Origin of the sequence: Inediibacterium massiliense, assembly GCF_001282725.1 — a bacterium.
Classification (GTDB): Bacteria; Bacillota; Clostridia; order Peptostreptococcales; family Thermotaleaceae; genus Anaerophilus; species Anaerophilus massiliensis.
Map to the genome: position 1 here is coordinate 1,474,632 of NZ_LN876587.1, position 21,934 is coordinate 1,496,565.

Consider the following 21,934-nt stretch of genomic DNA (forward strand, 5'->3'; position numbering starts at 1 on the left):
TACTAATGTATCCACTTTCAACTATTCACTCTAGAGTGCCTTTCACCAAAATACAATATCGGATTCTCAGCATCCCCGACTCTCTGTGATTTTACTTTTGATTACTTCTCTCTGTCATCATGATTATTAGATTTGTCTAAGATTTTACCATATTAACTTCTTTCTGTAAAGACTTATTCTTCTTCCTTTTTTTCTATATCTACAGCTTCATCTTTATTAAGATCTACTTTATTTTTGTTCACACTCATCTTCGATTTAATTTGCTCAAATGTATCCTCTGCTGTATTTTTCATATTATCTAAAGCGCCTTCTGCCATTTCATTTAAGTCTACTACTTCTCCATCAGTTTTGACAATCTCAATTTTACATTTTGTTGCTAGTGCTGCCAAAGTTCCAATCATAGCGATTTGAGGAGCTAAAAAAGCGCCTACGGCTCCTGCTGTTACAGGAATATTCATCATTACTTCTCCATCTTTTTTAAATACTATCTTTGTTATATTTCCCTTTTTTACAATCTCTTTTAACTTTTCTACTATATCATTTCCTACTCCAGAAATATTTTCCTTAAAGTTTTTACTTTGTTTTTCTTCAATGAGTATAATTGCATCTATTACATTTCCCCCTGCTACCTCTAAAGCTTCACGTGCTTCTTTGTAGCTAACACCTGTTCTATCCCTTACTTGATCGATTTGTTCTAGTGTAATTTCCATACATAACACCACCTTTATTTTTTATGGTTGTATGGCTTGTAAAAAAGCCATAGATTTAAATTTATCTTTTCCTATATGTGTAGAAATATAATGCTTTACAATTTTATTTAATTCCTTTAATACATCTGGTTTAATTTTGAGTCTACAAATTTTTTCTAAATCTGCTTCTATCAAATACCTCATTACATTAATAGTTACTTTTGAAATTTTCATAGCATAAGGATCTTGAGCAAAACATTCTCTACATAAAATTCCTCCCTCTCTTGAACTAAATTTTGCTTTTTCAGCTGTTTTTCCACAACAAACACAACTTTCAAGCTGGGGTTCATACCCCGAAAAACTTATTAATTTCATTTCATAAGCTTTTACTAAAGTTTCGTGATTCCCTTTTTGTAATGAAAAAATATGTATCCATTTTAATAAAGTATAAAAAAGTCTATGATTTGTTTGACCCTCTGTTAAAACATTTTCTGTTAATTCTAATATATATGAAGCATACGCCAATGTCAGCACATCTTCTCGAAGTTTATAAAAAGAATTTTTTAAATCTATTTGAGAAATTTGATATAGCTCTTTTCCCTTGTATAATACATATTCTCCATAACAAAAAGGTTGCGTTCCTACAGCATATTTTCCCTTTGTTCTTTTTACTCCCTTAGCTACTGCTTGTATTTTCCCTACCTTTTTTGCAAATAAAGTTACAATGGCATCTCCTTCACCAAACTTTGTTTGCTTTAACACTACCGCATCTGTCTTTATAAGCACTTCATCACCTCAAGAGCATATATCTTTTAAATCTTTGGTCTTTTTTTCTTCTGTTTCTTCTCCTAACTCTTTATAATTTAAATAAACATCCACATCCCCTGTAACTAAAAATAAATTCCACAACATTTTTTCTAACACCCGACTCACCTCTTTTGTATATAGTAAATCTCATTTTTATTCTTTTTCCTTATGGGTGTTAGTATACATTGTAAATTTTACTAGGTTACAATTTGTATCCTAAAGTATTTAAAATATTTTCGTGATCTCTCCAGTCTTCTTTTATTTTTACCCAAAGCTCTAAAAACACTTTAGATCCTAAAAGTCTTTCAATATCTTCTCTTGCACTTTTTCCTATTCCTTTTAATTTTCTTCCACCTTTACCAATGATAATTCCTTTGTGAGATTTTTTTTCACAATAAATAGTAGCACTAATGTCTACAATATCTTTATCTTGTCTATTTTTCATACTCATAACTTCTACTGCTACTCCATGAGGAACTTCTTCATGAAGATAATGAAGTATTTTTTCTCTTATAATTTCACTAACAATTACTTTTTCTGGTTGATCCGTAATCATATCCTTTGGGAAATACTGAGGACCTTCTGGTAAAAATTCCACTATTTTTCCAACTAATTTTTCAACATTTTTACTCTCTAATGCAGATATAGCTACAAGTTCACGAAATATATTTTCTTTTGTATACATTTCATATATCTTTTCAAATTTTTCTGGAGGAATTCGATCCATCTTATTGACTACAAGAAAAATAGGCGTTTTTACATTTTTTAACATTTCCAATATATATTGATCCCCTGGTCCCATATCTGCTGTATCATCAATCACTAACAAAATAAGGTCTACTTCATTTAATGTTTGCTGCGCCGTTTTTTGCATATACTCCCCTAGTTTATTCTTAGGTTTATGCATACCAGGAGTATCTAAAAATATAATTTGAAAATGATCCTCTGTATAAATAGTTTGAATCCTATTTCTAGTAGTCTGAGGTTTATCAGACATGATGGCTATTTTTTCTCCTATGATTTGATTCATTAATGTAGATTTTCCCACGTTTGGTCTTCCTATAATAGTTACAAATCCTGATTTAAATTTCATTTATTTACATTCCTCCTATTTAAAAATCTTCTTTTGAAAATCCATTAGGTAACAATTCTTCTATAGTCATAATTTTTAAATCTTCATTTGATTTACCTACAATTATTTTTATGCTTTTTCCAAATTCAAAAATAACCTGTCTACAAATTCCACATGGAAATGTATAATCTTCATTATCGCTAGCGATTGCAATAGCCTCAAAATCTTTATTTCCTTCTGATACAGCCTTAAAAATCGCCGTTCTTTCTGCACAATTGGTAGCCCCAAAGGATGCACATTCTATATTACAGCCTGTATATATTTTTCCATTATGAGTTAAAAGCGCTGCTCCTACTCTAAATTTAGAATAAGGAACATATGCATTTTTTCTTGCTTCTACTGCTCTTTGAAATAATTGTTTGTAATCCATAATTTTTCTCCTTCCTTATTTTTTCCCTTTATCAGGAAGTAAAATTCCCCCAGACACAACAAGTTTTAGAGCTGCTTCAATAGAAATATCTAGCATGATAATATCATTTTTAGGAATCATCACAAGCATGCCAGACGTAGGATTCGGCGTAGTTGGAATAAAAATACTTTTCATATCCTGATTCAAAGTACTTGAAATCTCAGAGGAGGTATCTCCTGTAATAAACCCTATAGTATAAATACCCTTTGAGGGATATTGTACCAAAACCGCACTCTTAAAAGCATCTCTTTGTTTTAAAAAAAGAGTATCAATAAGCTGCTTTACAGATATATATATAGTGTTTACCAATGGAATTTTTGTCAATGTCTTTTCAACAAAACAAATAATTTGTTTTCCCAAATAGTTTGTAGCAAAAAAACCTGTGATCGTAATAATGATTAGATTTAAAACAACGCCTACCCCAATAAGAGGAAATCCTATAATTTTTTCTAGTGGAATTCTAAATATAGAATCTATTTTATTAAATACCCATCCTATCAAAGATACAGTCACTACAATTGGTATAAGTACCAAAAGACCTGTAATAAACATCTTTCTTATGTTTTTCATAGAAAACATTTCTATATGATTTTACCTCCTCTTTATTTGCATTTTTCTATAAAATCTCTATATTCCTTATAGTATTGTTCATTACTTTTTTTATAAGTTTCTTCTACTCTATTTTTAAAATTTTCTAAAGTTCCAGTAAAATAATTCGTAATCATTAAATCTTTATCTTTAAAATATAAAAGAATACCCTCTTTTGGATTTATTTTATCAGAATATCTAATATGATTATAATTGCCTTTTTCTACTAAATATTTTACAATCTCTATATGGCCAAAACCTGCACTCCATCTTAAGGCATAATCATTATCAATATATATGTCTGACCCTTTCTCAACCAAATATTTGACAACCTCTAAATGTCCATTTTTAGCACTTAATCTAAAAGCAATGTCATCTTTAGCATGAATATTTGCACCTTTTTCTACTAAATACTGAACGACTTCTATATGCCCATTAATAGCACTCATTTTTAATGCACAATCATTCTCAGCATGAATGTTGGCACCCTTTTCTACTAAATATTTGACAATCTCTATGTGACCTCTATTCGCACTCCATCTTAAGGCATAATCGTTAGCAGCATGAATATGGGCACCTTTTTCTACTAAATATTTCACTAATTCTGTATGTCCTTCACTAGCACTCCATCTTAGAGGATAATCTTGATCCGTATGAAGACCTGCGCCTTTTTCTACTAAATACTGAGTCATTTCTAACTGTCCATTTTCTGCACTAAATCTTAATGCATACTCCTTGTCCACACATATATCAGAATCATTCTCTATAATAGATATTAATCCATCTACATCACCATTTTTTAAAATTTCAACTAATTCTTTTTCTTTCATTTTTTGTCTCCCCTTTTTTGATGTAAAATTTGTCTTATTGATTTACTTTTTTGATTTCTAACTGTTTTATTCTTCTATTTTGTACATTTAAAACCTTAATTTTTATATTTTCTAATTCAATTTCATCTCCTTTAACAGGAACTCTTCCCAATATATTAAATACAAATCCTCCTATAGATTCATATTCTTCTTCAGAAAGATTTACTGCTAATCTTTCATTAATTTCTTCAATAGAAGCTTTTGCATTTACAATTAATGAATGTTCTCCTAATTCTTCTATATAGTCTATTTCATTGTCATATTCATCTATAATATCTCCCACAATTTCTTCTAAAATATCCTCTATGGTTACAAGTCCTAAAGTTCCCCCATATTCATCTAATACAATTGCAATATGGATTTTTTCCTTTTGCATTTCCTTTAAAAGATCTCTTACCTTTTTACTTTCTGGAACATAATAGGCACTTCTAACAAATTTTAAAAGATCAAAGTCATAGTTTTTCTCTTCTTCCTTTGAATAAATTAATAAATCTTTTGCATATAAAATACCAATGACATCATCTATAGTATCTTTGATTACGGGGATTCTAGAATATCCATGTTGAATCACCGTCTCAAGTGATTCTCCTAAACTAGCATCTTGCTCAAGATAAACCATATCTATTCTTGGCACCATCACTTCTGTTACTTCAATATCTCCTATTTCAAATATACTATTGATCATTTCTTTTTCATCACTTTGTATAATCCCTACTTCCTCTCCTACATCCATAAGAGTCAGTATTTCTTCTTCTGATACCAATGCATTTGGTTTTTTTGCATTCACGCCAAATAACTTCATAATAAACTTGGTCATTCCTGTTAGAATTTTCAAAATAGGATTTAAAATAATAGATAATACTTCTAAGGATCTTCCTAATTTTAACGCTACCTTTTCAGGGTTCTCTGCAGAATACGTCTTTGGAGTAATTTCTCCAAATATAAGGATAAGTAATGTCATGGTAAAAGTTACAAAGACTGTGGCATTTTTTCCTGAAAAAATTTTAAAAGTAAGTTCTGTGGCAATAGCAGTAGCAGCAATATTGACAATATTATTTCCTATCAATATAGTTGCAATCATTTTAGGAGTTTTTTGTATCAATCTTTTTAAAACATCTACATTTTTGATTCCTTCATTTTGAAGCTTTTTTACTTTTATGATATTCATAGAAGTAAGAGCAGTTTCTGCACTTGAAAAAAGAGCGGACAAAGTAAGCAATATAATAAGCAAAACAATCTTAATCCATTCTTCGTATGTAAACAAAATCATACCTCCCAAATGTTGTCTATAAAAGGGAGCAGTTGATCTACTCCCCTAATAAATCAGCTTAAAAATCAAACCTGTAATCATAAGTCCTAAAATAGCACCCATCATAACTTGAAAAAAAGTATGAATACCTCCTTCTATTCTACTTTGAGCAACTAAAATAGCTAAGAATAGACACAAAGTAATAACAAGAGCGTTTTCTGATAAAAAAGCAACTGCAATGACAATAGCAAATGCTAAAGCTGCATGACCACTAGGCATTCCTCCTCTTAAAGGAGTTCCAGTATTTGTATATGCTTTCACACTAATCACTACAAAAATGACAATAATTAAACTAATAAAAGTAATATGAATGGGCATTCTTTTTACTTTATGAAGAACGTTTTCTGTCAAATTACTAAATTCATCAAAAAATATAAGATACGCAACAATAATAGCATTAAAAGCTGCAATCAGTACTGCACCTGCTGCTACATTTTTAGCAATTTTAGCTAACTCATGATATTCCTTAGTAATCAAATCTATAGTTGCTTCAATAGAAGTATTGACCATCTCAGCAATAATTACAAGGGCAATTGTAAAAAATAAAATTAATACTTCAAGCTTAGATAAATGAAAAAATAGACTTAAAAATAATACACTCACTGCCATAGTAAAATGAATACGCATATTGCGCTGAGTTTTCAAAGTATATATAATCCCATCAATAGCATAATTAAAGCTATCTATTAATTTTCTTACTTTCATAATCCTTACTTTCTTAATATACCCATTTTACTTAAAACTTCTTCCTCTTTTTGCCTCATTTTTTTTGTATTTTCTTCTGTATCATGATCATACCCAAAAAGATGAAACATACTATGGACAGTTAAAAACAATACTTCTCTTTCAAAAGAATGTTCATATTCCTCTGATTGCTCTTTTGCTCTCTCTAAAGAAATAACAATATCTCCCAACGATGAAAATTTTTCAATATCTTTCATATTTTCATATTGTGGAAAAGACAACACATCTGTAGGACGATCTACCTCTCTATATTCTTTATTTAGCTTATGAATTTCTTCATTATCTACAAAAGATACACTTACCTCTACCTCTTTATCTACATTTTCCTTTTCTAGAGATAAAGATACTGCATCTACTATTAATTTTTCAATCTTTAGATCATATTTTATTTTTTCTTGTCTATTGTCAATAATTACTTCCATTATTTCGCCACCTCTATCTTTTTTGTATCCATTTCTGGATATTCTATTCTTTCATGAAAAATTCCTGACAACACCGTTTGAAAAGATGTTGCAATTTTTTCCAAATCTTTGAGTGTAATCGGACATTCTGACAATTGTTCATCTTCAAGCTTATCTTTTATTATTTTTTTAATCAAATTTTTCATTTTTTCAGGAGTAGGCTCTGGCATACTTCTTACAGCAGCTTCTACAGAATCTGCCATCATGACGATAGCAGCTTCTTTACTTTGAGGCTTTCTACCTTTGTATCTAAAATCATCATCATTTAATTGATCATTTTTTTCCTCTATTTTTGCTTTATGATAAAAGAATTTTACTAATGTATCTCCATGATGTTGTTCAATAACCTCTATAATTTCTTGAGGAAGTTTTGCTTGTTTTGCCATTTCTATACCATCTTTTACATGGCTTGTAATAATTTTCGAACTTAATCTAGGACCAATCTTATCATGTGGATTTTCACAAGTAAGTTGATTTTCTTTAAATAGATAAGGTCTTTTTAACTTTCCAATATCGTGATAATAAGCACTAACCCTAGCTAAAAGCTCATCTCCACCTATAGCATCTGCTGCTGCTTCACTTAAATTTCCAACAATAATGCTATGATGATAAGTCCCAGGTGCTTCCAATAAAAGCTTTTTAAGTACAGGTTGATTTGGATTGGATAACTCTAAAAGCTTTAATGGTGTTAAAATATGAAAAGCAGATTCCCAAAATGGTAACGTACCTATTGTGAGTATGGCACAAAATATACCGTTTAATAGACCATAGAAACTATCTACTAATATTTTATACCATTCATAATGATTAATCAGTGAAATGCCCATCATTCCTACTACATTGCTTATACTTACCAAAAGTCCTGATAAAAAAATATTAGACCTTTGATGGGTATGAGCTCCACTAAAAGCTCCTATCGTTCCTCCTATCAATGTTGTAATAAAAAAGCCCATATGATTTCCATTATTTAAAGTCAGTAATACACTCATACCTAAGTTTACTGCCATAGCCAACTTTGCATCTAACAATATACTAATGAGCATAGCAGCTGTAGCTACTGGCGCTACATAACTAGATATTTGATAGGTAGTTTTAGATACTAAATATACAGATAAAAATATAATCTCGATTAAATACAACTTAGGTAAAGAATCACATATCTCCTTGTTGAATACATATAAATAAGCAATGAGCAGAGATTGAACCATTATAATTAAAAGAGCAGTTCCTAAATATAAAGATAAATCTTGTCCCTCTTGTTTGGTCATTCCTACATTTGTTAATATCTGCAATTGTTCTTTTGTGATACTCTCTCCTTCATTTACAATGATACTTCCTTTTTTTATAATAACTTTTTCAATACTCTCCTCTGCTTCTTTTATTTTTTGCTGTGTTGTTTCTTCATCTAAAAATCGATTAGGCTCAATGGAATGATTCACAATCTTACTTCCTAGCATTCTCATAGAAGGGTTAAATTCATTGATTCCATTAAAATAATTTTCAATATTTTTCTTTTCTTTGTCTATTTCCTCTTCCTTAATCCCAGTAGACATAACCTGCATAATCATTTCATAAGCATAGCTTTCTATATTTTTTAAATCTTTTTCAGCAATTGTTAATAAAAGAAGTAAATCTTTTTCACTTAATTTTAATACATTTTTATCCTTTGCAAGAATTAATTTTTCTTCTTCTGAAATATCTTCCATTTGACGAATCTGATCTATGCCTTTAAAGAATCTTTCTGCTTTTTTTTTGCTATCTATTTGAATCGTAGGATCAATTTTTTCTCTAGGTTCAACAGCTTGTACTGCCTTTTGAATTAGCCTGTCTGTCTCTTTTTTATCTTCTATATCTCTAGGTGCTCTTAAATCTTCTGGTGCCTTTTGTCCTACTTCTAATTCATATTTCTGAGGAGCAAGCGTTGCAACGGTACTAAAAAATAAAACTATAAAAGGAATAATCATAAGCATGATATAATTTACACTTCTTTTTTTAAAAAACTTTATCATGACATTTTTATTGACATCCTTTATAATATGCTTAAAAAAATGCATATGGATTTCCTCCTAATGGATTATCTCATCCTATTTTTCTTATCCTTTATTTCTTTTTGTTTTTCAAATTTATCATAAGCTCTTATAATTCTTTGAACTAATGAATGTCTCACTACATCGTTTTCATTTAAAAATATAAATCCTATTCCTTCTACCTCTGATAAAATCTCTACAGCTTCTTTAAGTCCTGATGCTTTTCCTCTTGGAAGGTCTATTTGAGTAATATCTCCTGTTACAATGGCTTTAGATCCTATCCCTAACCTTGTAAGAAACATTTTCATCTGTTCTTTTGTTGTATTTTGTGCTTCATCTAATATAATAAAAGAATCATTTAATGTTCTTCCTCTCATATAAGCTAGGGGTGCTACTTCTATCATACCCCTTTCTTTATACTTTAAAAATGTTTCTCCTCCCAATATATCATATAAGGCATCATATAATGGTCTTAAATATGGATCTACTTTATCTTGTAAATCCCCTGGCAAAAAACCTAAGCTCTCACCTGCTTCTACTGCTGGTCTTGTCAAAATAATTCTACTTACTTCTTTATTTTTAAATGCAGAAACTGCCATTGCCATAGCTAAATAGGTTTTTCCCGTACCTGCAGGACCTATTCCAAAAACTACATCATTCTTTTTAATACTTTGTACGTATTTTTTTTGACCTATGGTTTTAGGTTTAATTTGTTTTCCTTTTGCACTTACACAAACAATATCATCTAGTTCTTGCATTTGTGTTTCTTCACCCTTTTTCAAAAGAGTTATAGAATAAGTAATCTTTTGAGGATCTAACCTTTCTCCTTTGTTGATTATTTCCATTAAATTAGATAATAATCTTTCTGTTCTATTTACTTTCTGAGATTCTCCTATAATTACAATTTCTCCACCTCTAGATACAATATTTATGCCTAAACCATCTTCTATAATCTTTATATGTTCATCAAAATTTCCAAAAATTTCTTTTGTATAATCAAATTCCTCCATGTTCATTCTTTTTTCTATTACTTTTGTTTCCAATCACAAGTCCTCCTTCAATTCTATATGTGGTGTAATCTTTTGTTGTTCTCCGATTTCCTCTAATACCTCAATGATTAATTTCCCTTTTATTTTATTGCCTTTCTTTGAAAATACTATATCTTGATTTAATATACTTGCATTTTGAGGTATATTTTTTACCAAATCTACTGTCATTTTTTCCACTAATGCATCTTTAGCAATACTTTCATTAATGGTTTCTTTTTTCTGAATCACTTCATAATAATCTTCTGTAATAAATTCGACAGGAATTTGAATATTCCTCCAGTTTAAAAGTCTTTTGTTTCTCCTCTCAATTATAACATTTTTATAAGGAATTTCTTCTAGACTTAAAATAATTTGATTATTTCCAATTTTTGCAATCCTTCTAGTGAATTTCTTTCCAGTTTTTATTTTTTTTATCTCACTCAAAGAAATTTCATCTTCTTTTTCATAATAAGTTCTGGCAAAAATTTCTCCTAATGCATGTACATATCTAGTATCTATCTCTTCCCTTTGAATCTGTCCTGTAATTAATCTTTGCCCTTTCTTTACAATATCTCCCCTTTGCACAAGGGCATCCCCATTTCTAGCAATAACTTTTTCAATGACTCCTTTTTTCTTAGCTACAAGATCACAAGGAATATTTTTAGGAATAATTTTAGGAGGATCAATTCCCTCTACAATCTCTACAATTGCTTTGGTTCCTTGAATATGAATTCCTACCCAAGTCAAATGATCTAATTTTATCATCATATTGTTTTCAATATCTGATAAATTCAGCTTATATTTTAACGCTCCTTCATATAACCCTAATGTATCTAAATACTTGATTATATCATTTTCTGAATTTTTTTCATTACCAACAATTTCTATATTCCATATAAAAGAAGTCATCATAAAAACCATAAAAATACAGAAAATAAATCCTGTAATAAACATTTTTCTTTCCTTCATTCTATGCATAAAAAAAGGATATCCTATTTTTTGATTGATTTTCACCTTACAACCAGTTCTTTTCACAATATGTCTAAGTTCTTTGTATCCATTTATACCTACTTTTGCTTCTAGTGTTGTATAGTCTATTCTAATAATATCCCAAAAATATATACCTTTTGCAATGGCATAATTAATAAATTTTTCTAATGACAATCCTTCAATTCGAATCACTACATATCCTCTTAATATATTCCATAATTTTATTGCTAGCAAGCTCTCCCCTCCTATTTTACAAATTCCATACTATGAATCGTGCCCGTTATAATAATTTCTTCAGTGATAATGGTCTTAATAGAAAGATTTGTTCCAAGTATAGATAATATTCCATTTTTTGTATTAATCCTTATTCTTACTTTTGAATATTCTATAATCCCTTTATGGTTTTCAATATAGATCTGCAAATTTCCTAGCAAGGTAATTCTAGGCAAATCTAATATAATATCCTTGGGAAGTTCTAAAAGTTCTGATATACTTTCCTTTATTTCACTTGTTTTTGAATTCATACCTACTCCCCCTTTATTTTCAGTTTATGCTCTCAAAATTTTTACTATTCCTTTCTTTCAAACAAAAAAAGTTGTGAAAAATTTTCACAACTTTTTTCTTAAAGCTTTAGGCTTATCTAATATTTCTGATAAAATAACTCCTTTGATCAAGTCATTTTGATTCAATATAAAGTTTTCTCTTCCTATTTCACTTCTTTGAATTTCATCTTTTTTTTCTTCTTTGAGTATTACCTCTTCTTCATATACTGTAGGTACTTCTAACTGCTCTTGTATTTGCTCTTTGATGATTTCTTTTTTTTCATTTATATCTTTCTTTTCTTCTTTCATCGCTTTTATAGGTTGCGATTTGTTAACTGATAAATTTCTTTTTTTCTTCTTTTCCTTTTTTTCATCTTTTTTTAAAAAAGTAATTAGTGCAGAAGCAACAATCCCTATAATAGGAATTACATCATCAGCATCCCACATATGATCACATCCTTTAAATCAAACCCTTATTTTTTTATTTTAGGATTTTGATCTTGTTCTTTTCCTTGTCCTACATTAGATATACTCTTTCTCATACTTGTATCTGCCATAATATTTTGCATATTATAATAATCCATTACTCCAAGTTTTCCTTCTCTTAATGCTTGTGCCATAGCCTTTGGTACTTCTGCTTCTGCTTCTACTACCTTAGCACGCATCTCTTGAACTGCTGCAACCATTTCTTGTTCTTTTGCAACAGCCATAGCTCTTCTTTCTTCTGCTTTGGCTTGTGCGATTCTTTTATCTGCTTCTGCTTGATCCGTTTGAAGTTGTGCTCCTATATTTCTTCCTACATCTATATCTGCAACATCAATAGATAATATTTCAAAAGCAGTTCCTGAATCTAGTCCTTTTGCTAAAACAGTTCTTGAAATTTTATCAGGATTTTCTAGCACTTCCTTGTGACTTTCAGCTGATCCTACAGTAGTTACAATACCTTCTCCTACTCTGGCAATAATTGTTTCTTCTCCTGCTCCTCCTACTAATCTTTCAATGTTCGCTCTTACTGTTACTCTTGCTTTTACCATTACCTCAATCCCATCTTTTGCAACAGCAGCTACTTTGGGGGTTTCAATGACCTTTGGATTTACACTTACTTGTACTGCTCCTAATACTTCTCTTCCTGCAAGTTCTATGGCTGCTGCTCTTTCAAATTCTAAAGATATATCTGCTCTTTGTGCTGCAATAAGTGCATCTACAACACTATTTACATTTCCTCCTGCAAGATAATGGGCTTCTAATTTGTCAATATTTAAATCAAGACCTGCTTTAGTAGCTTTAATAAGAGGGTTTACAATTCTTGAAGGAGATACTCTCCTAAATCTCATTCCTATTAAAGTAAAAATTCCTATTTTTACTCCTGAAAAATATGCAGTAATCCACAGTCCTACAGGAATAAAACTAAGTAACAATCCTAAAAGTAATAATCCCACAATCAAAATAATCCCAAAACCAATTATTGGATTCATTCTAAAAACCTCCTATACTATTTTTTGTACAATAATTCTTCTACCTTCTATTTTTATAATTTTAACCCTTGTACCCTTTTCTACAAATTCTCCCTCCGTCACAACATCAATTCTTTTTTCTTCTATTTGTACCATTCCAGAAGGTCTAAGGGACGTAATGGCAACTCCCTCTTTTCCAATTAAACTTAAATCTTCCTTTATAGATACAAAACCTTTTTCTTTTTCTAATTTGGTAGATAAAATAATTTTATCTAAGTATCTATTCTTTGGTCCATATTTTATAAGAATTCCTGCTACAATAACCGTTAATACTAAAGCAATTACTAAAGAAGTAATTCCAAGAACAAAAGAATCTGATGCCAAAACAATACTTGTAATCATACATAACACACCACCAATACCAGGAGCTCCAAAACCTGGTATAGCCATTTCAACAAATAAAAGAATAATTCCTACTATAAAAAGTAGTATAACCATAACTCCTGCATTTCCTGCTAACATACTTCCCCCAAAAAAAGTTACAAAAGCAATTAAGCTAATAGTTCCTCCTATTCCAAATCCAGGAGTAAACACTTCTACAATCATTCCAATAAAACCTATGCTCAAAAGAACTGGCAAAAATACAGAACTGCTTACTAATTGAGCAATGTTTACTTTTAAATCTGTCTTTACATGAATTTTTTGCGTATTTTTAATTTGAAAATGGTGAAGAATCTCATCATAATCACCAGATACAAAATCAGTAAATTTCAAATTTTCGGCTTCTTTTGTAGTAAGATTTAACAGTTCTCCTTTTTTGACAATATACTTTTCAGGATCATTAGGGTCTTTGATTTCTATTCTTCTATCTGCCATAGACTCTATTAATTTTGCATCTCTACCTCTTTGTTCCGCAGTAGATCTTAGTTCTCCCTTCCAATAGGAGATATTCTTTTCCGTATAAGGAATAGTTTCTGCAGAACCAATAGTACTACCTTCACTCATAACTATATTTTTACCTGAAATTGTAATAAGTACTCCAGCAGATTCTGCTTTATGATTGACAAAAGCAATAGTATGTAAAGGCGTTTTCATAATTAAGTCTCTTATTTTGGTAGCTTCTTGAATCATTCCTCCTAAAGTGTCTATCTCAAATATAATAGCCACCGATGAAGGATCTTCTTCGGCTTCTTTAATAGATTGATCCACAAATTGAGTAACCGCTGGATTGATTTCTCCGTTTATAGGAATAATATATACATTTCTTTTATTTTCTCCATAGACAGTGCCTAAGCAAACACTAAATAAAAGTATGCACAGTATCATATAAATCCACAATCTTTTCAAAAACTTCACCTCCTTTAGATATATGGTTATCCAAACAATTATCTATAGTATAATACATTTTCTATTTATTTAAAACCATTTTTTAGGTAAATAGAAAAGACCTAAGAATTCTTAGGCCTTTTTATTGCAAAAACTGCTTTACAATTTGATTAATTGTTTTTCCATCAGCTCTACCTTTGACTTTAGGCATAATAGCTGACATAATTTTTCCCATATCTTTCATGCTATTTGCCCCAACTTCATCAATTACTTGACTGACAATTTGAGAAAGCTCCTCTTTTGTCAATTGTTCTGGCAAATAACCCATTAAAATATCTATTTCAGCTTTTGCTTCATCTACTAAGTCTTGTCTATCTCCCTTAGCAAATTCATCGATAGCATCTTTTTTTTGTTTTACTTGTTTTGAAATAATATCTAAAATGCTTTCGTCGTCAAGTTCTACTTTATGATCAATTTCATATTGCTTGATCGCAGATCTTAACATTGTCACAACAGATTTTTTCATTTTGTCTTTTTCTTTCATGGCTTCTTTTAAATCAGCCATCAATCTTTCTTTGAGGAGCATATGTCACACCTCTTTTAATTAGAATTTTTTCTTGTTTCGTTTTGCAGCCTCCGCTTTCTTTTTACGTTTCACGCTAGGCTTTTCGTAATGCTCTCTTTTTCTTACTTCTGATAAAACACCTGACTTTGCACAGGAACGCTTGAATCTGCGAAGAGCACTTTCAAGAGTTTCGCTTTCCCCTATTTTAATTTCTGTTGACATATAATTTTCCCTCCCTCCGCTAGCAGACTTGTGCTGTGTCCTTTGGAAAAACCAAATGTATCCATCATTTAGAATCCCAAAATGACACTATGTTATTATACATGAAATCTTTCATTTATGCAACTCTTTTTAACCTGGTGGCCATTGAAGTTCTCTTCCTCCTAGAAGATGAAAATGTATATGATCTACAGTTTGTCCACCTAGCTTACCACAATTGTTTATAATTCTATATCCATCTTTTAATCCTAACTCACCTGCAATTTTCTTTGCGCAAAGAAAAATATGTCCTATAAGATCTTGATCTTCATCTATGATATGATCTAAAGACTTTATATGTTTCTTAGGAACAATGACTATATGAACAGGTGCTTGTGGGTCTATATCGTAAAATGATATTACTGAATCATCCTCATATACTATTTTCGAAGGAATTTGTTTAGAAATGATTTTACAAAATATACAATCACCCATTTTCTTCACCCCCTTACTCTCTTAAAACTTCCATCCTTTACTATTCAACATCCATTTTGTAATTCCTTCTTTTATTATTATATTATATCTATTAATCTTCCTATTACTAATTCTTCTGATATTTTTTCTAAAAATACAGACAATAGTTTTTCTTCTAAAGAGATTTGAGATGGACATAAAACTCTTATATAATTATCCGTAAGTCCTTCATAATATCCTTCTCTTTCAACACTTAAAGTCTCAAATAGTACTTCCCTTTGAGTCCCTATAAATTTTTTATGATATTTTATTGAACATTCTCGTGCAAGCTCAATTAATTCTTCGCTTCTTTGATTTTTTGTTTTACCATCTACTTGATCAGAAAAGCCCGCAGCTTTTGTACCTTTTCTTTTAGAATACTTAAAAACATGAATCTGACTAAAACTTATTTTTCTTACAAAGTCTAATGTTTTTTCAAATTCTTCATCTGTTTCTCCTGGAAAACCTACCATAATATCTGTAGTAATAGATACATCAGGCATGTATCTTCTTAATCGATCTACAATCATTTTATATTCTTCTGTTGTATATTTTCTATTCATCCTCTTTAGTGTTTCATTGCAACCACTTTGCAACGAAAGATGAAAATGAGGACAGACCTTTTTTAAGTCAGATAATTCTTTTACAAATTCTTCTGACATAATAGTAGGTTCAATAGAGCTTAATCTAATTCTTTCAATTCCCTCTACCTGATGAACAGCTTTTATAACATCTAATAGAGTCGTATCTCCTAAATCTTTTCCATAAGATGCTACATGAATCCCTGTTAATATAATTTCTTTGAATCCATGGTGTGAAAGACGGTTTACTTCTTTTATAATATCTTCTATTTTTCTGCTTCTTATAGGACCTCTTGCATAAGGAATAATACAATAACTACAATATTGATTACATCCTTCTTGTATTTTAAGATAGGCTCTTGTTTTTCCTTTGATTTCTCCTATGGTCATTTCTTCAAACTCTTTAATATCCATAATATTGCCAACTGCATTAATAGCTTCTTCTTCTTCGGCCATTTCTACGTACTCTACAATTTTTTTTCGGTCATTTGTTCCTAAAATAATATTTACGCCTTCAATAGCTTCTACCTCTTTAGGTGATGTTTGTGCATAACATCCTACTACAGCAATTAAAGATTCTGGATTTTTCCTCTTTGCTCTTCTAATAAATTGTCTTGATTTTCTATCTCCTAAATTTGTAACCGTACAAGTATTAATCACATATACATCTGCTATATCTTCATGATCTACAATCTCATATCCACTTTTTTCAAACAATTCTGTCATGGCTTCTGTTTCATATTGATTGACTTTGCAACCTAGTGTATAAAATGCTACTTTCTTCATCTATCTACCTCCTAAATCCCCTAACTCATACATACATATACTTAAGGTAACAAACCCAGCCGTTTCTGTTCTTAAAATTCTTTTCCCTAAAGAAATCGAAATACAACTCTCTTCTTTGAGCTTATGAATTTCTTCTTCTTCAAAGCCTCCCTCAGGTCCAATAAAAATAGCAATTTTTTTCACATCTTTATTTTTTTTAAATACTTCTTTTAATCCCATTTCTTCTTCTTTTTCATAAGGAACAATACATAAATCATATTCATATAATTTTTTTAATACTTCCTCAAATAAAATAGGATTTTGAATCTTAGGAATCATTCCTCTTTTACATTGCTTCGCTGCTTCATTAGAAATTTTTTGCCATCTTTCAACCTTTTTTTCTTCACTTTTTTGATCCTTTAACTGAACCACCGTTCTATTTGTAAGGACAGGAACAATACTAAAAATTCCAAGTTCTGTACACTTTTGGATAATAAGTTCCATTTTACTACCCTTTGGAATTCCTTGAAAAAGAGTAACTTCTATATTTGCTTCTGTGAGAGATTGTCTTTTCTCAATAATTTTTAACTCAATCTCTTTTGGAGATAAAGAAATGATCTCTCCTATATAATCATTATTCTTCCCATCACAAACTTCTATCTGATCTTTTTCATTTAATCTTAATACTTTTAAAATATGCTTTACATCTTCCGTATCATTCAAAATCATTTTTTCATTTTCTAAAATATTATTTTCATCAATAAAAAATCTATGCATCTTTTCTAACTCCTTTAGACACAATTACTGCCCATTCTCCCATTTTTCTAACTTCTTGTATTTCAAATTCATTTTTTTTGAGCGCCTCTACTACTTCCTCTACTTTATCTAGAATAATTCCAGAAGATATAAATACTCCATCTTCTTTCATGAAATTTTTAATAAATGAAGATAAATGTATAATTACATCTGCAATAATATTTGCTACTATAATATTCGCTTTTTCATCAATAACATCTGTAAGATTTCCATGTCTAATTTCAACTATATCTTCTACTTTATTATCTAAAACATTTCTCTTAGAAGAATCTACAGCAACTTGGTCTAAATCTACTCCAATAACTTTCTTTGCCCCTAATTTTGCTGCTGCAATAGATAAAATCCCACTTCCACAGCCTATGTCAAAAACAGTATATGTATCCTTTACATATTTTTCGATATTTTCTATACACATCATAGTCGTTTCATGGGTTCCTGTCCCAAAAGCCATTCCAGGATCTAATTCGATAATTAGTTCTCCAGGATTTTTTGTATATTCTTCCCAAGATGGCTTAATGACAATATTTTTTCCTATTTTTTTAGGCTTGTAGTATTTTTTCCATGCATTTGCCCAGTCTTCTTCATAAACTTCAGCTGTTGTCACTTCTCCTAACCCTTTATCTAAATTGTATTGAGGGATTTTTTCAACGTTTTGCTTAATCATTTCTATTTTATCTAACAAATCTTCACTTTCAGCTAAATATCCTTTTACAATAGCTCCTTCATAATCTGTAGGAAGAATAGACTCATCTACATAATCCCAATCCCCTGATTCCTTTTGATGATAAATAGGGTCACTAGGATCTTCTATGACAACTCCTCCTACTCCCGCATCATATAAAATATTGGATACTGCTTCTACTGCTTCTGTAGTAGTTTTAATCTTCACTTCTATCCATTTCATTGTTTTACCCCTCCGTAGCTTTGTCTTTATAAGTTATTATACCCTTGTCTACACATCTTTACCAAATATTATTTTTAAATATTATAATGAAACACCCAGTAGTTACTGGGTGTTTTATATGCCAAAAACCTCTTTTACCTTGTCAAAAAAGGTTTTTCTTTGTTCATGTACATCTTCTCCCATTACATCTGCAAATTTCTTTAGAAGTTCTTTTTGTTTATCATTTAATTTTTTAGGAACTTCAACAATAATTTTAATATAAAGGTCTCCTCTTCCATATCCCCTTACATTTGGGATCCCTTTTCCCTTCATTCTAAATATAGTTCCACTTTGTGTTCCCTCAGGTATTTTATATTTTACTTGACCATCTAAAGTAGGTACTTGCAATTCATCTCCAAGGGCAGCTTGCACAAATGTAATAGGAATCTCACAAATTACATCATTTCCATCTCTTTTGAATATCTCATGAGGCTTTACTCTTAAAACAATGTATAAATCTCCTTGAGGGCCTCCTTTTTCTCCTGGTTCTCCCTCTCCTCTTAGAGGAATTACAGATCCTGTATCTACCCCTGCTGGTATATTGATTTGTATCTTTTTATTTTTTAATTCTTTTCCTGTTCCATGACATTTTGGACAAGGATTTTCTATAATGCTTCCTTCCCCATTACATGCATCACAAGGTTTTACATTTACAAATTGACCAAGAGGAGTTCTTGTTGCATATCTAATTTCTCCACTACCATTACATTTAGAGCAAGTTTTTTTATTTGTTCCTTTTTTTGCTCCTGTTCCATTACAATTAGAACAGTTTTCATGCCTTTGAATAGTAATTTCCTTCTTTGCTCCAAAAGCTGCTTCTTTAAATGTAATTCCCAATTCATATTTTAAATCAGCACCCTTTTGAGGTCCTGATCTTCTTCCTGAAAACCCGCCACCAAACATATCGAATATGTCTTCAAAAATATCTCCAAAACCTCCTGCTCCAAAGCCTCCAAAGCCTCCAAAACCTCCTTGAGCATTCGGGTCCACTCCTGCATGACCAAATTGATCATATTTAGCTCTTTTATTTTGATCTCCTAATACTTCATAAGCTTCATTGGCTTCTTTGAATTTTTCTTCAGCTTCTTTATCCCCAGGATTTCTATCAGGATGATATTTCATTGCCATTTTTCTATATGCTCTTTTTATACTATCTTGATCTGCACCTTTGTCTACTCCTAAAACTTCATAATAATCTCTTTTAGACATTATTCTCACCGCCTTTCTTATGAGGTTTTGTGAGAAACACAAACTACAACAATTATATGCAAAATCGAAAAATTTCGCAACCTTTTTTCCCATTTACAAGGCACCCAGATGGGTGCCTAATTATTTTTTTTATTTATCATCATCTACCACTTCATAGTCTGCATCCACTACATTGTCATCCTTTTGTTCACTAGTTGTTTGCCCTTGTGGATTTTGTGCTCCTGCTTGCTCATACATTTTTTGTGACAATACATGGAAAGCACCTGTTAATTCTTCTGTTGCTTTTGTGATTTCCTCTGCATTGTCTCCTTCTAATGATTTTTTAAGAGCTTCTAATTTATCTTCAATATTTTTCTTTTCATCCGCACTTACTTTATCTCCTACTTCTTTTAGAGCTTTTTCTGTTTCATAAACCATTGTATCTGCTTTATTTCTTGCTTCAATAGCTTCTTTTTTCTTTTTATCTTCTTCTGCAAACTTTTCTGCTTCTTTCACTTTCTTTTCAATATCTTCATCACTTAAATTTGTAGAAGCAGTAAGAGTAATTTTTTGTTCTTTTCCAGTTCCTTTATCTTTTGCACTAACATTTACGATACCATTAGCATCAATATCAAATGTTACTTCTATTTGAGGAATACCCCTTGGAGCTGGCATAATTCCACCCAGTTGGAATCTACCTAATGTAATATTATCTGCTGCCATTTGTCTTTCTCCTTGAAGCACATGAATATCAACTGCTGTTTGATTATCTGCTGCTGTAGAGAAAACTTGGCTTTTTCTTGTAGGAATCGTAGTATTTCTTTCAATTAATCTTGTAAATACTCCACCTAAAGTTTCAATTCCTAATGATAGCGGAGTTACATCTAATAATAATACATCCTTTACTTCTCCTGTTAATACACCAGCTTGAATAGCTGCTCCAATAGCTACACATTCATCTGGGTTTACTCCTTTATGAGGCTCTTTTCCTGTAAGATTTTTTACAGCATCTTGTACTGCAGGAATTCTTGTAGAACCTCCTACCAAAATTACTTTATCTACTTGAGAAGCAGTTAAATTTGAATCTCTTAAAGCTTTTTCTACAGGCTCCATACTTCTTTTCACTAGATGCTCTGTAAGCTGATTAAATTTTGCTCTTGTTAAGTCCATATTTAAATGAAGTGGTCCTTCAGCCGTTGCAGTAATAAAAGGAAGATTGATATTTGCTGTTTGCATGCTAGATAATTCTTTTTTTGCTTTTTCTGCTGCTTCTTTTAATCTTTGTAAAGACATTTTATCTTTTCTTAAGTCTACTCCATGTTCTTTTTGGAAAGATTCTGCTAGGAAGTTCATCACTGCATCATCAAAATCATCTCCGCCAAGATGGTTATCTCCATGAGTTGCTAATACTTCAAACACTCCATCTCCTAATTCTAGAATAGAAACGTCAAAAGTACCTCCCCCTAAGTCAAATACCATAATCTTTTGGTGTTCATTTTCTTTATCAAGTCCATAAGATAATGATGCAGCAGTAGGTTCATTGATAATTCTTTTTACTTCCAATCCTGCAATTTTTCCAGCATCTTTTGTAGCCTGTCTTTGGCTATCTGTAAAATATGCAGGAACAGTAATAACTGCTTCTGTTACTGTTTCTCCTAAGTAACTTTCAGCATCTGCTTTTAATTTCATTAAAATCATAGCTGAAATATCTTGTGGTGTATAATCTTTTCCATCAATATTTACTTTATAGTCAGTTCCCATATGTCTTTTTATAGAACTAATTGTTTTATCAGGGTTTGTAATAGCTTGTCTTTTTGCTGTCTCTCCTACAAGACGTTCTCCTGTTTTTGTAAATGCTACAACAGATGGAGTTGTTCTATTTCCCTCTGCGTTTGGAATTACTACAGGTTCTCCACCTTCTAATACTGAAACACATGAGTTAGTTGTTCCTAAGTCAATACCAATAATTTTACCCATTGTACAATTTCCT

25 protein-coding genes and 1 other annotated feature (1 of these 26 running past the window's edge) are annotated in these 21,934 nt (G+C 30.8%); all 25 genes read right to left on the reverse strand.

Annotated elements, in window-relative coordinates; genetic code table 11:
• Positions 1-127, reverse strand: a binding site (T-box leader); it reaches 44 nt to the left of the window's first position.
• Between the two features lie 46 nt (positions 128-173).
• The gene (locus BN2409_RS15755; protein ID WP_053957555.1) at positions 174-710 is read right to left on the reverse strand and encodes a DUF4342 domain-containing protein; all 537 of its coding nucleotides are present in this window, start codon (positions 708-710) and stop codon (positions 174-176) included.
• 21 nt (positions 711-731) lie between these two features.
• On the reverse strand, positions 732-1,475 hold the full coding sequence (recO, locus tag BN2409_RS15760; protein WP_053957556.1) for a DNA repair protein RecO: 744 nt from the start codon (positions 1,473-1,475) through the stop codon (positions 732-734).
• 9 nt (positions 1,476-1,484) lie between these two features.
• Positions 1,485-1,613, reverse strand: a complete 129-nt coding sequence (locus BN2409_RS17040) for a YqzL family protein (RefSeq protein WP_199873073.1) — start codon at positions 1,611-1,613, stop codon at positions 1,485-1,487.
• 85 nt (positions 1,614-1,698) lie between these two features.
• Positions 1,699-2,589 (reverse strand): GTPase Era, encoded by an 891-nt coding sequence (gene era, locus BN2409_RS15765; RefSeq protein ID WP_053957557.1) that lies wholly within the window; start codon positions 2,587-2,589, stop codon positions 1,699-1,701.
• Positions 2,590-2,608: 19 nt separating this feature from the next.
• A complete protein-coding gene (locus BN2409_RS15770) occupies positions 2,609-2,998 on the reverse strand; it encodes a cytidine deaminase (protein ID WP_053957558.1) in 390 nt (129 codons plus the stop codon).
• Between the two features lie 15 nt (positions 2,999-3,013).
• Positions 3,014-3,607 (reverse strand): DUF502 domain-containing protein, encoded by a 594-nt coding sequence (locus BN2409_RS15775; RefSeq protein ID WP_199873074.1) that lies wholly within the window; start codon positions 3,605-3,607, stop codon positions 3,014-3,016.
• Positions 3,608-3,639: 32 nt separating this feature from the next.
• On the reverse strand, positions 3,640-4,455 hold the full coding sequence (locus tag BN2409_RS15780; protein ID WP_053957560.1) for an ankyrin repeat domain-containing protein: 816 nt from the start codon (positions 4,453-4,455) through the stop codon (positions 3,640-3,642).
• A gap of 34 nt (positions 4,456-4,489) precedes the next feature.
• Entirely contained in the window at positions 4,490-5,758 is a 1,269-nt protein-coding gene (locus BN2409_RS15785) for a hemolysin family protein (RefSeq protein ID WP_110943178.1), read from the reverse strand.
• 51 nt (positions 5,759-5,809) lie between these two features.
• Positions 5,810-6,508: a diacylglycerol kinase gene (locus BN2409_RS15790; RefSeq protein ID WP_053957562.1), complete on the reverse strand. Its 699-nt coding sequence runs from the start codon at positions 6,506-6,508 to the stop codon at positions 5,810-5,812.
• A 5-nt stretch (positions 6,509-6,513) separates the two neighbouring features.
• Positions 6,514-6,969 carry an rRNA maturation RNase YbeY gene (ybeY, locus tag BN2409_RS15795; RefSeq protein ID WP_053957563.1) on the reverse strand — a complete coding sequence of 152 codons (456 nt, stop codon included), beginning with the start codon at positions 6,967-6,969 and terminating at the stop codon, positions 6,514-6,516.
• A complete protein-coding gene (locus BN2409_RS15800; RefSeq protein ID WP_053957564.1) occupies positions 6,969-9,062 on the reverse strand; it encodes an HD family phosphohydrolase in 2,094 nt (697 codons plus the stop codon). Before BN2409_RS15800 ends, ybeY begins: the two co-directional genes overlap by 1 nt.
• 20 nt (positions 9,063-9,082) lie before the next feature.
• The gene (locus BN2409_RS15805; RefSeq protein WP_053957779.1) at positions 9,083-10,051 is read right to left on the reverse strand and encodes a PhoH family protein; all 969 of its coding nucleotides are present in this window, start codon (positions 10,049-10,051) and stop codon (positions 9,083-9,085) included.
• 27 nt (positions 10,052-10,078) lie between these two features.
• Positions 10,079-11,287 carry a sporulation protein YqfD gene (gene yqfD / locus BN2409_RS15810; RefSeq protein WP_053957565.1) on the reverse strand — a complete coding sequence of 403 codons (1,209 nt, stop codon included), beginning with the start codon at positions 11,285-11,287 and terminating at the stop codon, positions 10,079-10,081.
• Positions 11,288-11,298: 11 nt separating this feature from the next.
• Complete coding sequence (gene yqfC, locus BN2409_RS15815; protein WP_053957566.1) at positions 11,299-11,577, reverse strand: sporulation protein YqfC; 279 nt, start codon at positions 11,575-11,577, stop codon at positions 11,299-11,301.
• A gap of 84 nt (positions 11,578-11,661) precedes the next feature.
• Positions 11,662-12,042, reverse strand: coding sequence for a hypothetical protein (locus BN2409_RS15820; RefSeq protein ID WP_053957567.1), 381 nt, complete (start codon positions 12,040-12,042; stop codon positions 11,662-11,664).
• A 26-nt stretch (positions 12,043-12,068) separates the two neighbouring features.
• Positions 12,069-13,070 carry a flotillin-like protein FloA gene (floA, locus tag BN2409_RS15825; protein ID WP_053957568.1) on the reverse strand — a complete coding sequence of 334 codons (1,002 nt, stop codon included), beginning with the start codon at positions 13,068-13,070 and terminating at the stop codon, positions 12,069-12,071.
• Between the two features lie 12 nt (positions 13,071-13,082).
• Entirely contained in the window at positions 13,083-14,396 is a 1,314-nt protein-coding gene (locus BN2409_RS15830; protein ID WP_278320236.1) for an NfeD family protein, read from the reverse strand.
• A gap of 121 nt (positions 14,397-14,517) precedes the next feature.
• Positions 14,518-14,961, reverse strand: a complete 444-nt coding sequence (locus BN2409_RS15835) for a GatB/YqeY domain-containing protein (RefSeq protein ID WP_053957569.1) — start codon at positions 14,959-14,961, stop codon at positions 14,518-14,520.
• 18 nt (positions 14,962-14,979) lie between these two features.
• Entirely contained in the window at positions 14,980-15,162 is a 183-nt protein-coding gene (gene rpsU, locus BN2409_RS15840; protein ID WP_053957570.1) for a 30S ribosomal protein S21, read from the reverse strand.
• A gap of 129 nt (positions 15,163-15,291) precedes the next feature.
• Positions 15,292-15,633, reverse strand: a complete 342-nt coding sequence (locus BN2409_RS15845) for a histidine triad nucleotide-binding protein (RefSeq protein WP_053957571.1) — start codon at positions 15,631-15,633, stop codon at positions 15,292-15,294.
• Between the two features lie 77 nt (positions 15,634-15,710).
• Positions 15,711-17,018: a tRNA (N(6)-L-threonylcarbamoyladenosine(37)-C(2))-methylthiotransferase MtaB gene (gene mtaB / locus BN2409_RS17410; protein WP_053957572.1), complete on the reverse strand. Its 1,308-nt coding sequence runs from the start codon at positions 17,016-17,018 to the stop codon at positions 15,711-15,713.
• Entirely contained in the window at positions 17,019-17,774 is a 756-nt protein-coding gene (locus tag BN2409_RS17415; protein WP_053957573.1) for a 16S rRNA (uracil(1498)-N(3))-methyltransferase, read from the reverse strand.
• Entirely contained in the window at positions 17,767-18,717 is a 951-nt protein-coding gene (gene prmA / locus BN2409_RS15860; protein WP_053957574.1) for a 50S ribosomal protein L11 methyltransferase, read from the reverse strand. Before prmA ends, BN2409_RS17415 begins: the two co-directional genes overlap by 8 nt.
• 114 nt (positions 18,718-18,831) lie before the next feature.
• On the reverse strand, positions 18,832-19,968 hold the full coding sequence (dnaJ, locus tag BN2409_RS15865) for a molecular chaperone DnaJ (protein WP_278320247.1): 1,137 nt from the start codon (positions 19,966-19,968) through the stop codon (positions 18,832-18,834).
• A 126-nt stretch (positions 19,969-20,094) separates the two neighbouring features.
• Positions 20,095-21,921: a molecular chaperone DnaK gene (dnaK, locus tag BN2409_RS15870; RefSeq protein WP_053957576.1), complete on the reverse strand. Its 1,827-nt coding sequence runs from the start codon at positions 21,919-21,921 to the stop codon at positions 20,095-20,097.
• Between the last annotated feature and the right edge of the window lie 13 nt (positions 21,922-21,934).

What these genes read in the sequence shown, in the direction of transcription:
- ybeY (WP_053957563.1), bottom strand. Translation starts at nt 6,969, where the DNA reads ATGGAAGTAATTATTGACAATAGACAAGAAAAAATAAAATATGATCTA.
- prmA (WP_053957574.1), bottom strand. Translation starts at nt 18,717, where the DNA reads ATGAAATGGATAGAAGTGAAGATTAAAACTACTACAGAAGCAGTAGAA.
- BN2409_RS15805 (WP_053957779.1), bottom strand. Translation starts at nt 10,051, where the DNA reads ATGAACATGGAGGAATTTGATTATACAAAAGAAATTTTTGGAAATTTT.
- dnaK (WP_053957576.1), bottom strand. Translation starts at nt 21,921, where the DNA reads ATGGGTAAAATTATTGGTATTGACTTAGGAACAACTAACTCATGTGTT.
- BN2409_RS15780 (WP_053957560.1), bottom strand. Translation starts at nt 4,455, where the DNA reads ATGAAAGAAAAAGAATTAGTTGAAATTTTAAAAAATGGTGATGTAGAT.
- BN2409_RS17415 (WP_053957573.1), bottom strand. Translation starts at nt 17,774, where the DNA reads ATGCATAGATTTTTTATTGATGAAAATAATATTTTAGAAAATGAAAAA.
- BN2409_RS15820 (WP_053957567.1), bottom strand. Translation starts at nt 12,042, where the DNA reads ATGTGGGATGCTGATGATGTAATTCCTATTATAGGGATTGTTGCTTCT.
- BN2409_RS15835 (WP_053957569.1), bottom strand. Translation starts at nt 14,961, where the DNA reads ATGCTCCTCAAAGAAAGATTGATGGCTGATTTAAAAGAAGCCATGAAA.
- BN2409_RS15770 (WP_053957558.1), bottom strand. Translation starts at nt 2,998, where the DNA reads ATGGATTACAAACAATTATTTCAAAGAGCAGTAGAAGCAAGAAAAAAT.
- floA (WP_053957568.1), bottom strand. Translation starts at nt 13,070, where the DNA reads ATGAATCCAATAATTGGTTTTGGGATTATTTTGATTGTGGGATTATTA.
- rpsU (WP_053957570.1), bottom strand. Translation starts at nt 15,162, where the DNA reads ATGTCAACAGAAATTAAAATAGGGGAAAGCGAAACTCTTGAAAGTGCT.
- mtaB (WP_053957572.1), bottom strand. Translation starts at nt 17,018, where the DNA reads ATGAAGAAAGTAGCATTTTATACACTAGGTTGCAAAGTCAATCAATAT.
- era (WP_053957557.1), bottom strand. Translation starts at nt 2,589, where the DNA reads ATGAAATTTAAATCAGGATTTGTAACTATTATAGGAAGACCAAACGTG.
- BN2409_RS15845 (WP_053957571.1), bottom strand. Translation starts at nt 15,633, where the DNA reads ATGGGTGATTGTATATTTTGTAAAATCATTTCTAAACAAATTCCTTCG.
- BN2409_RS15790 (WP_053957562.1), bottom strand. Translation starts at nt 6,508, where the DNA reads ATGAAAGTAAGAAAATTAATAGATAGCTTTAATTATGCTATTGATGGG.
- BN2409_RS15800 (WP_053957564.1), bottom strand. Translation starts at nt 9,062, where the DNA reads ATGCATTTTTTTAAGCATATTATAAAGGATGTCAATAAAAATGTCATG.
- yqfC (WP_053957566.1), bottom strand. Translation starts at nt 11,577, where the DNA reads ATGAATTCAAAAACAAGTGAAATAAAGGAAAGTATATCAGAACTTTTA.
- BN2409_RS15775 (WP_199873074.1), bottom strand. Translation starts at nt 3,607, where the DNA reads ATGAAAAACATAAGAAAGATGTTTATTACAGGTCTTTTGGTACTTATA.
- BN2409_RS15755 (WP_053957555.1), bottom strand. Translation starts at nt 710, where the DNA reads ATGGAAATTACACTAGAACAAATCGATCAAGTAAGGGATAGAACAGGT.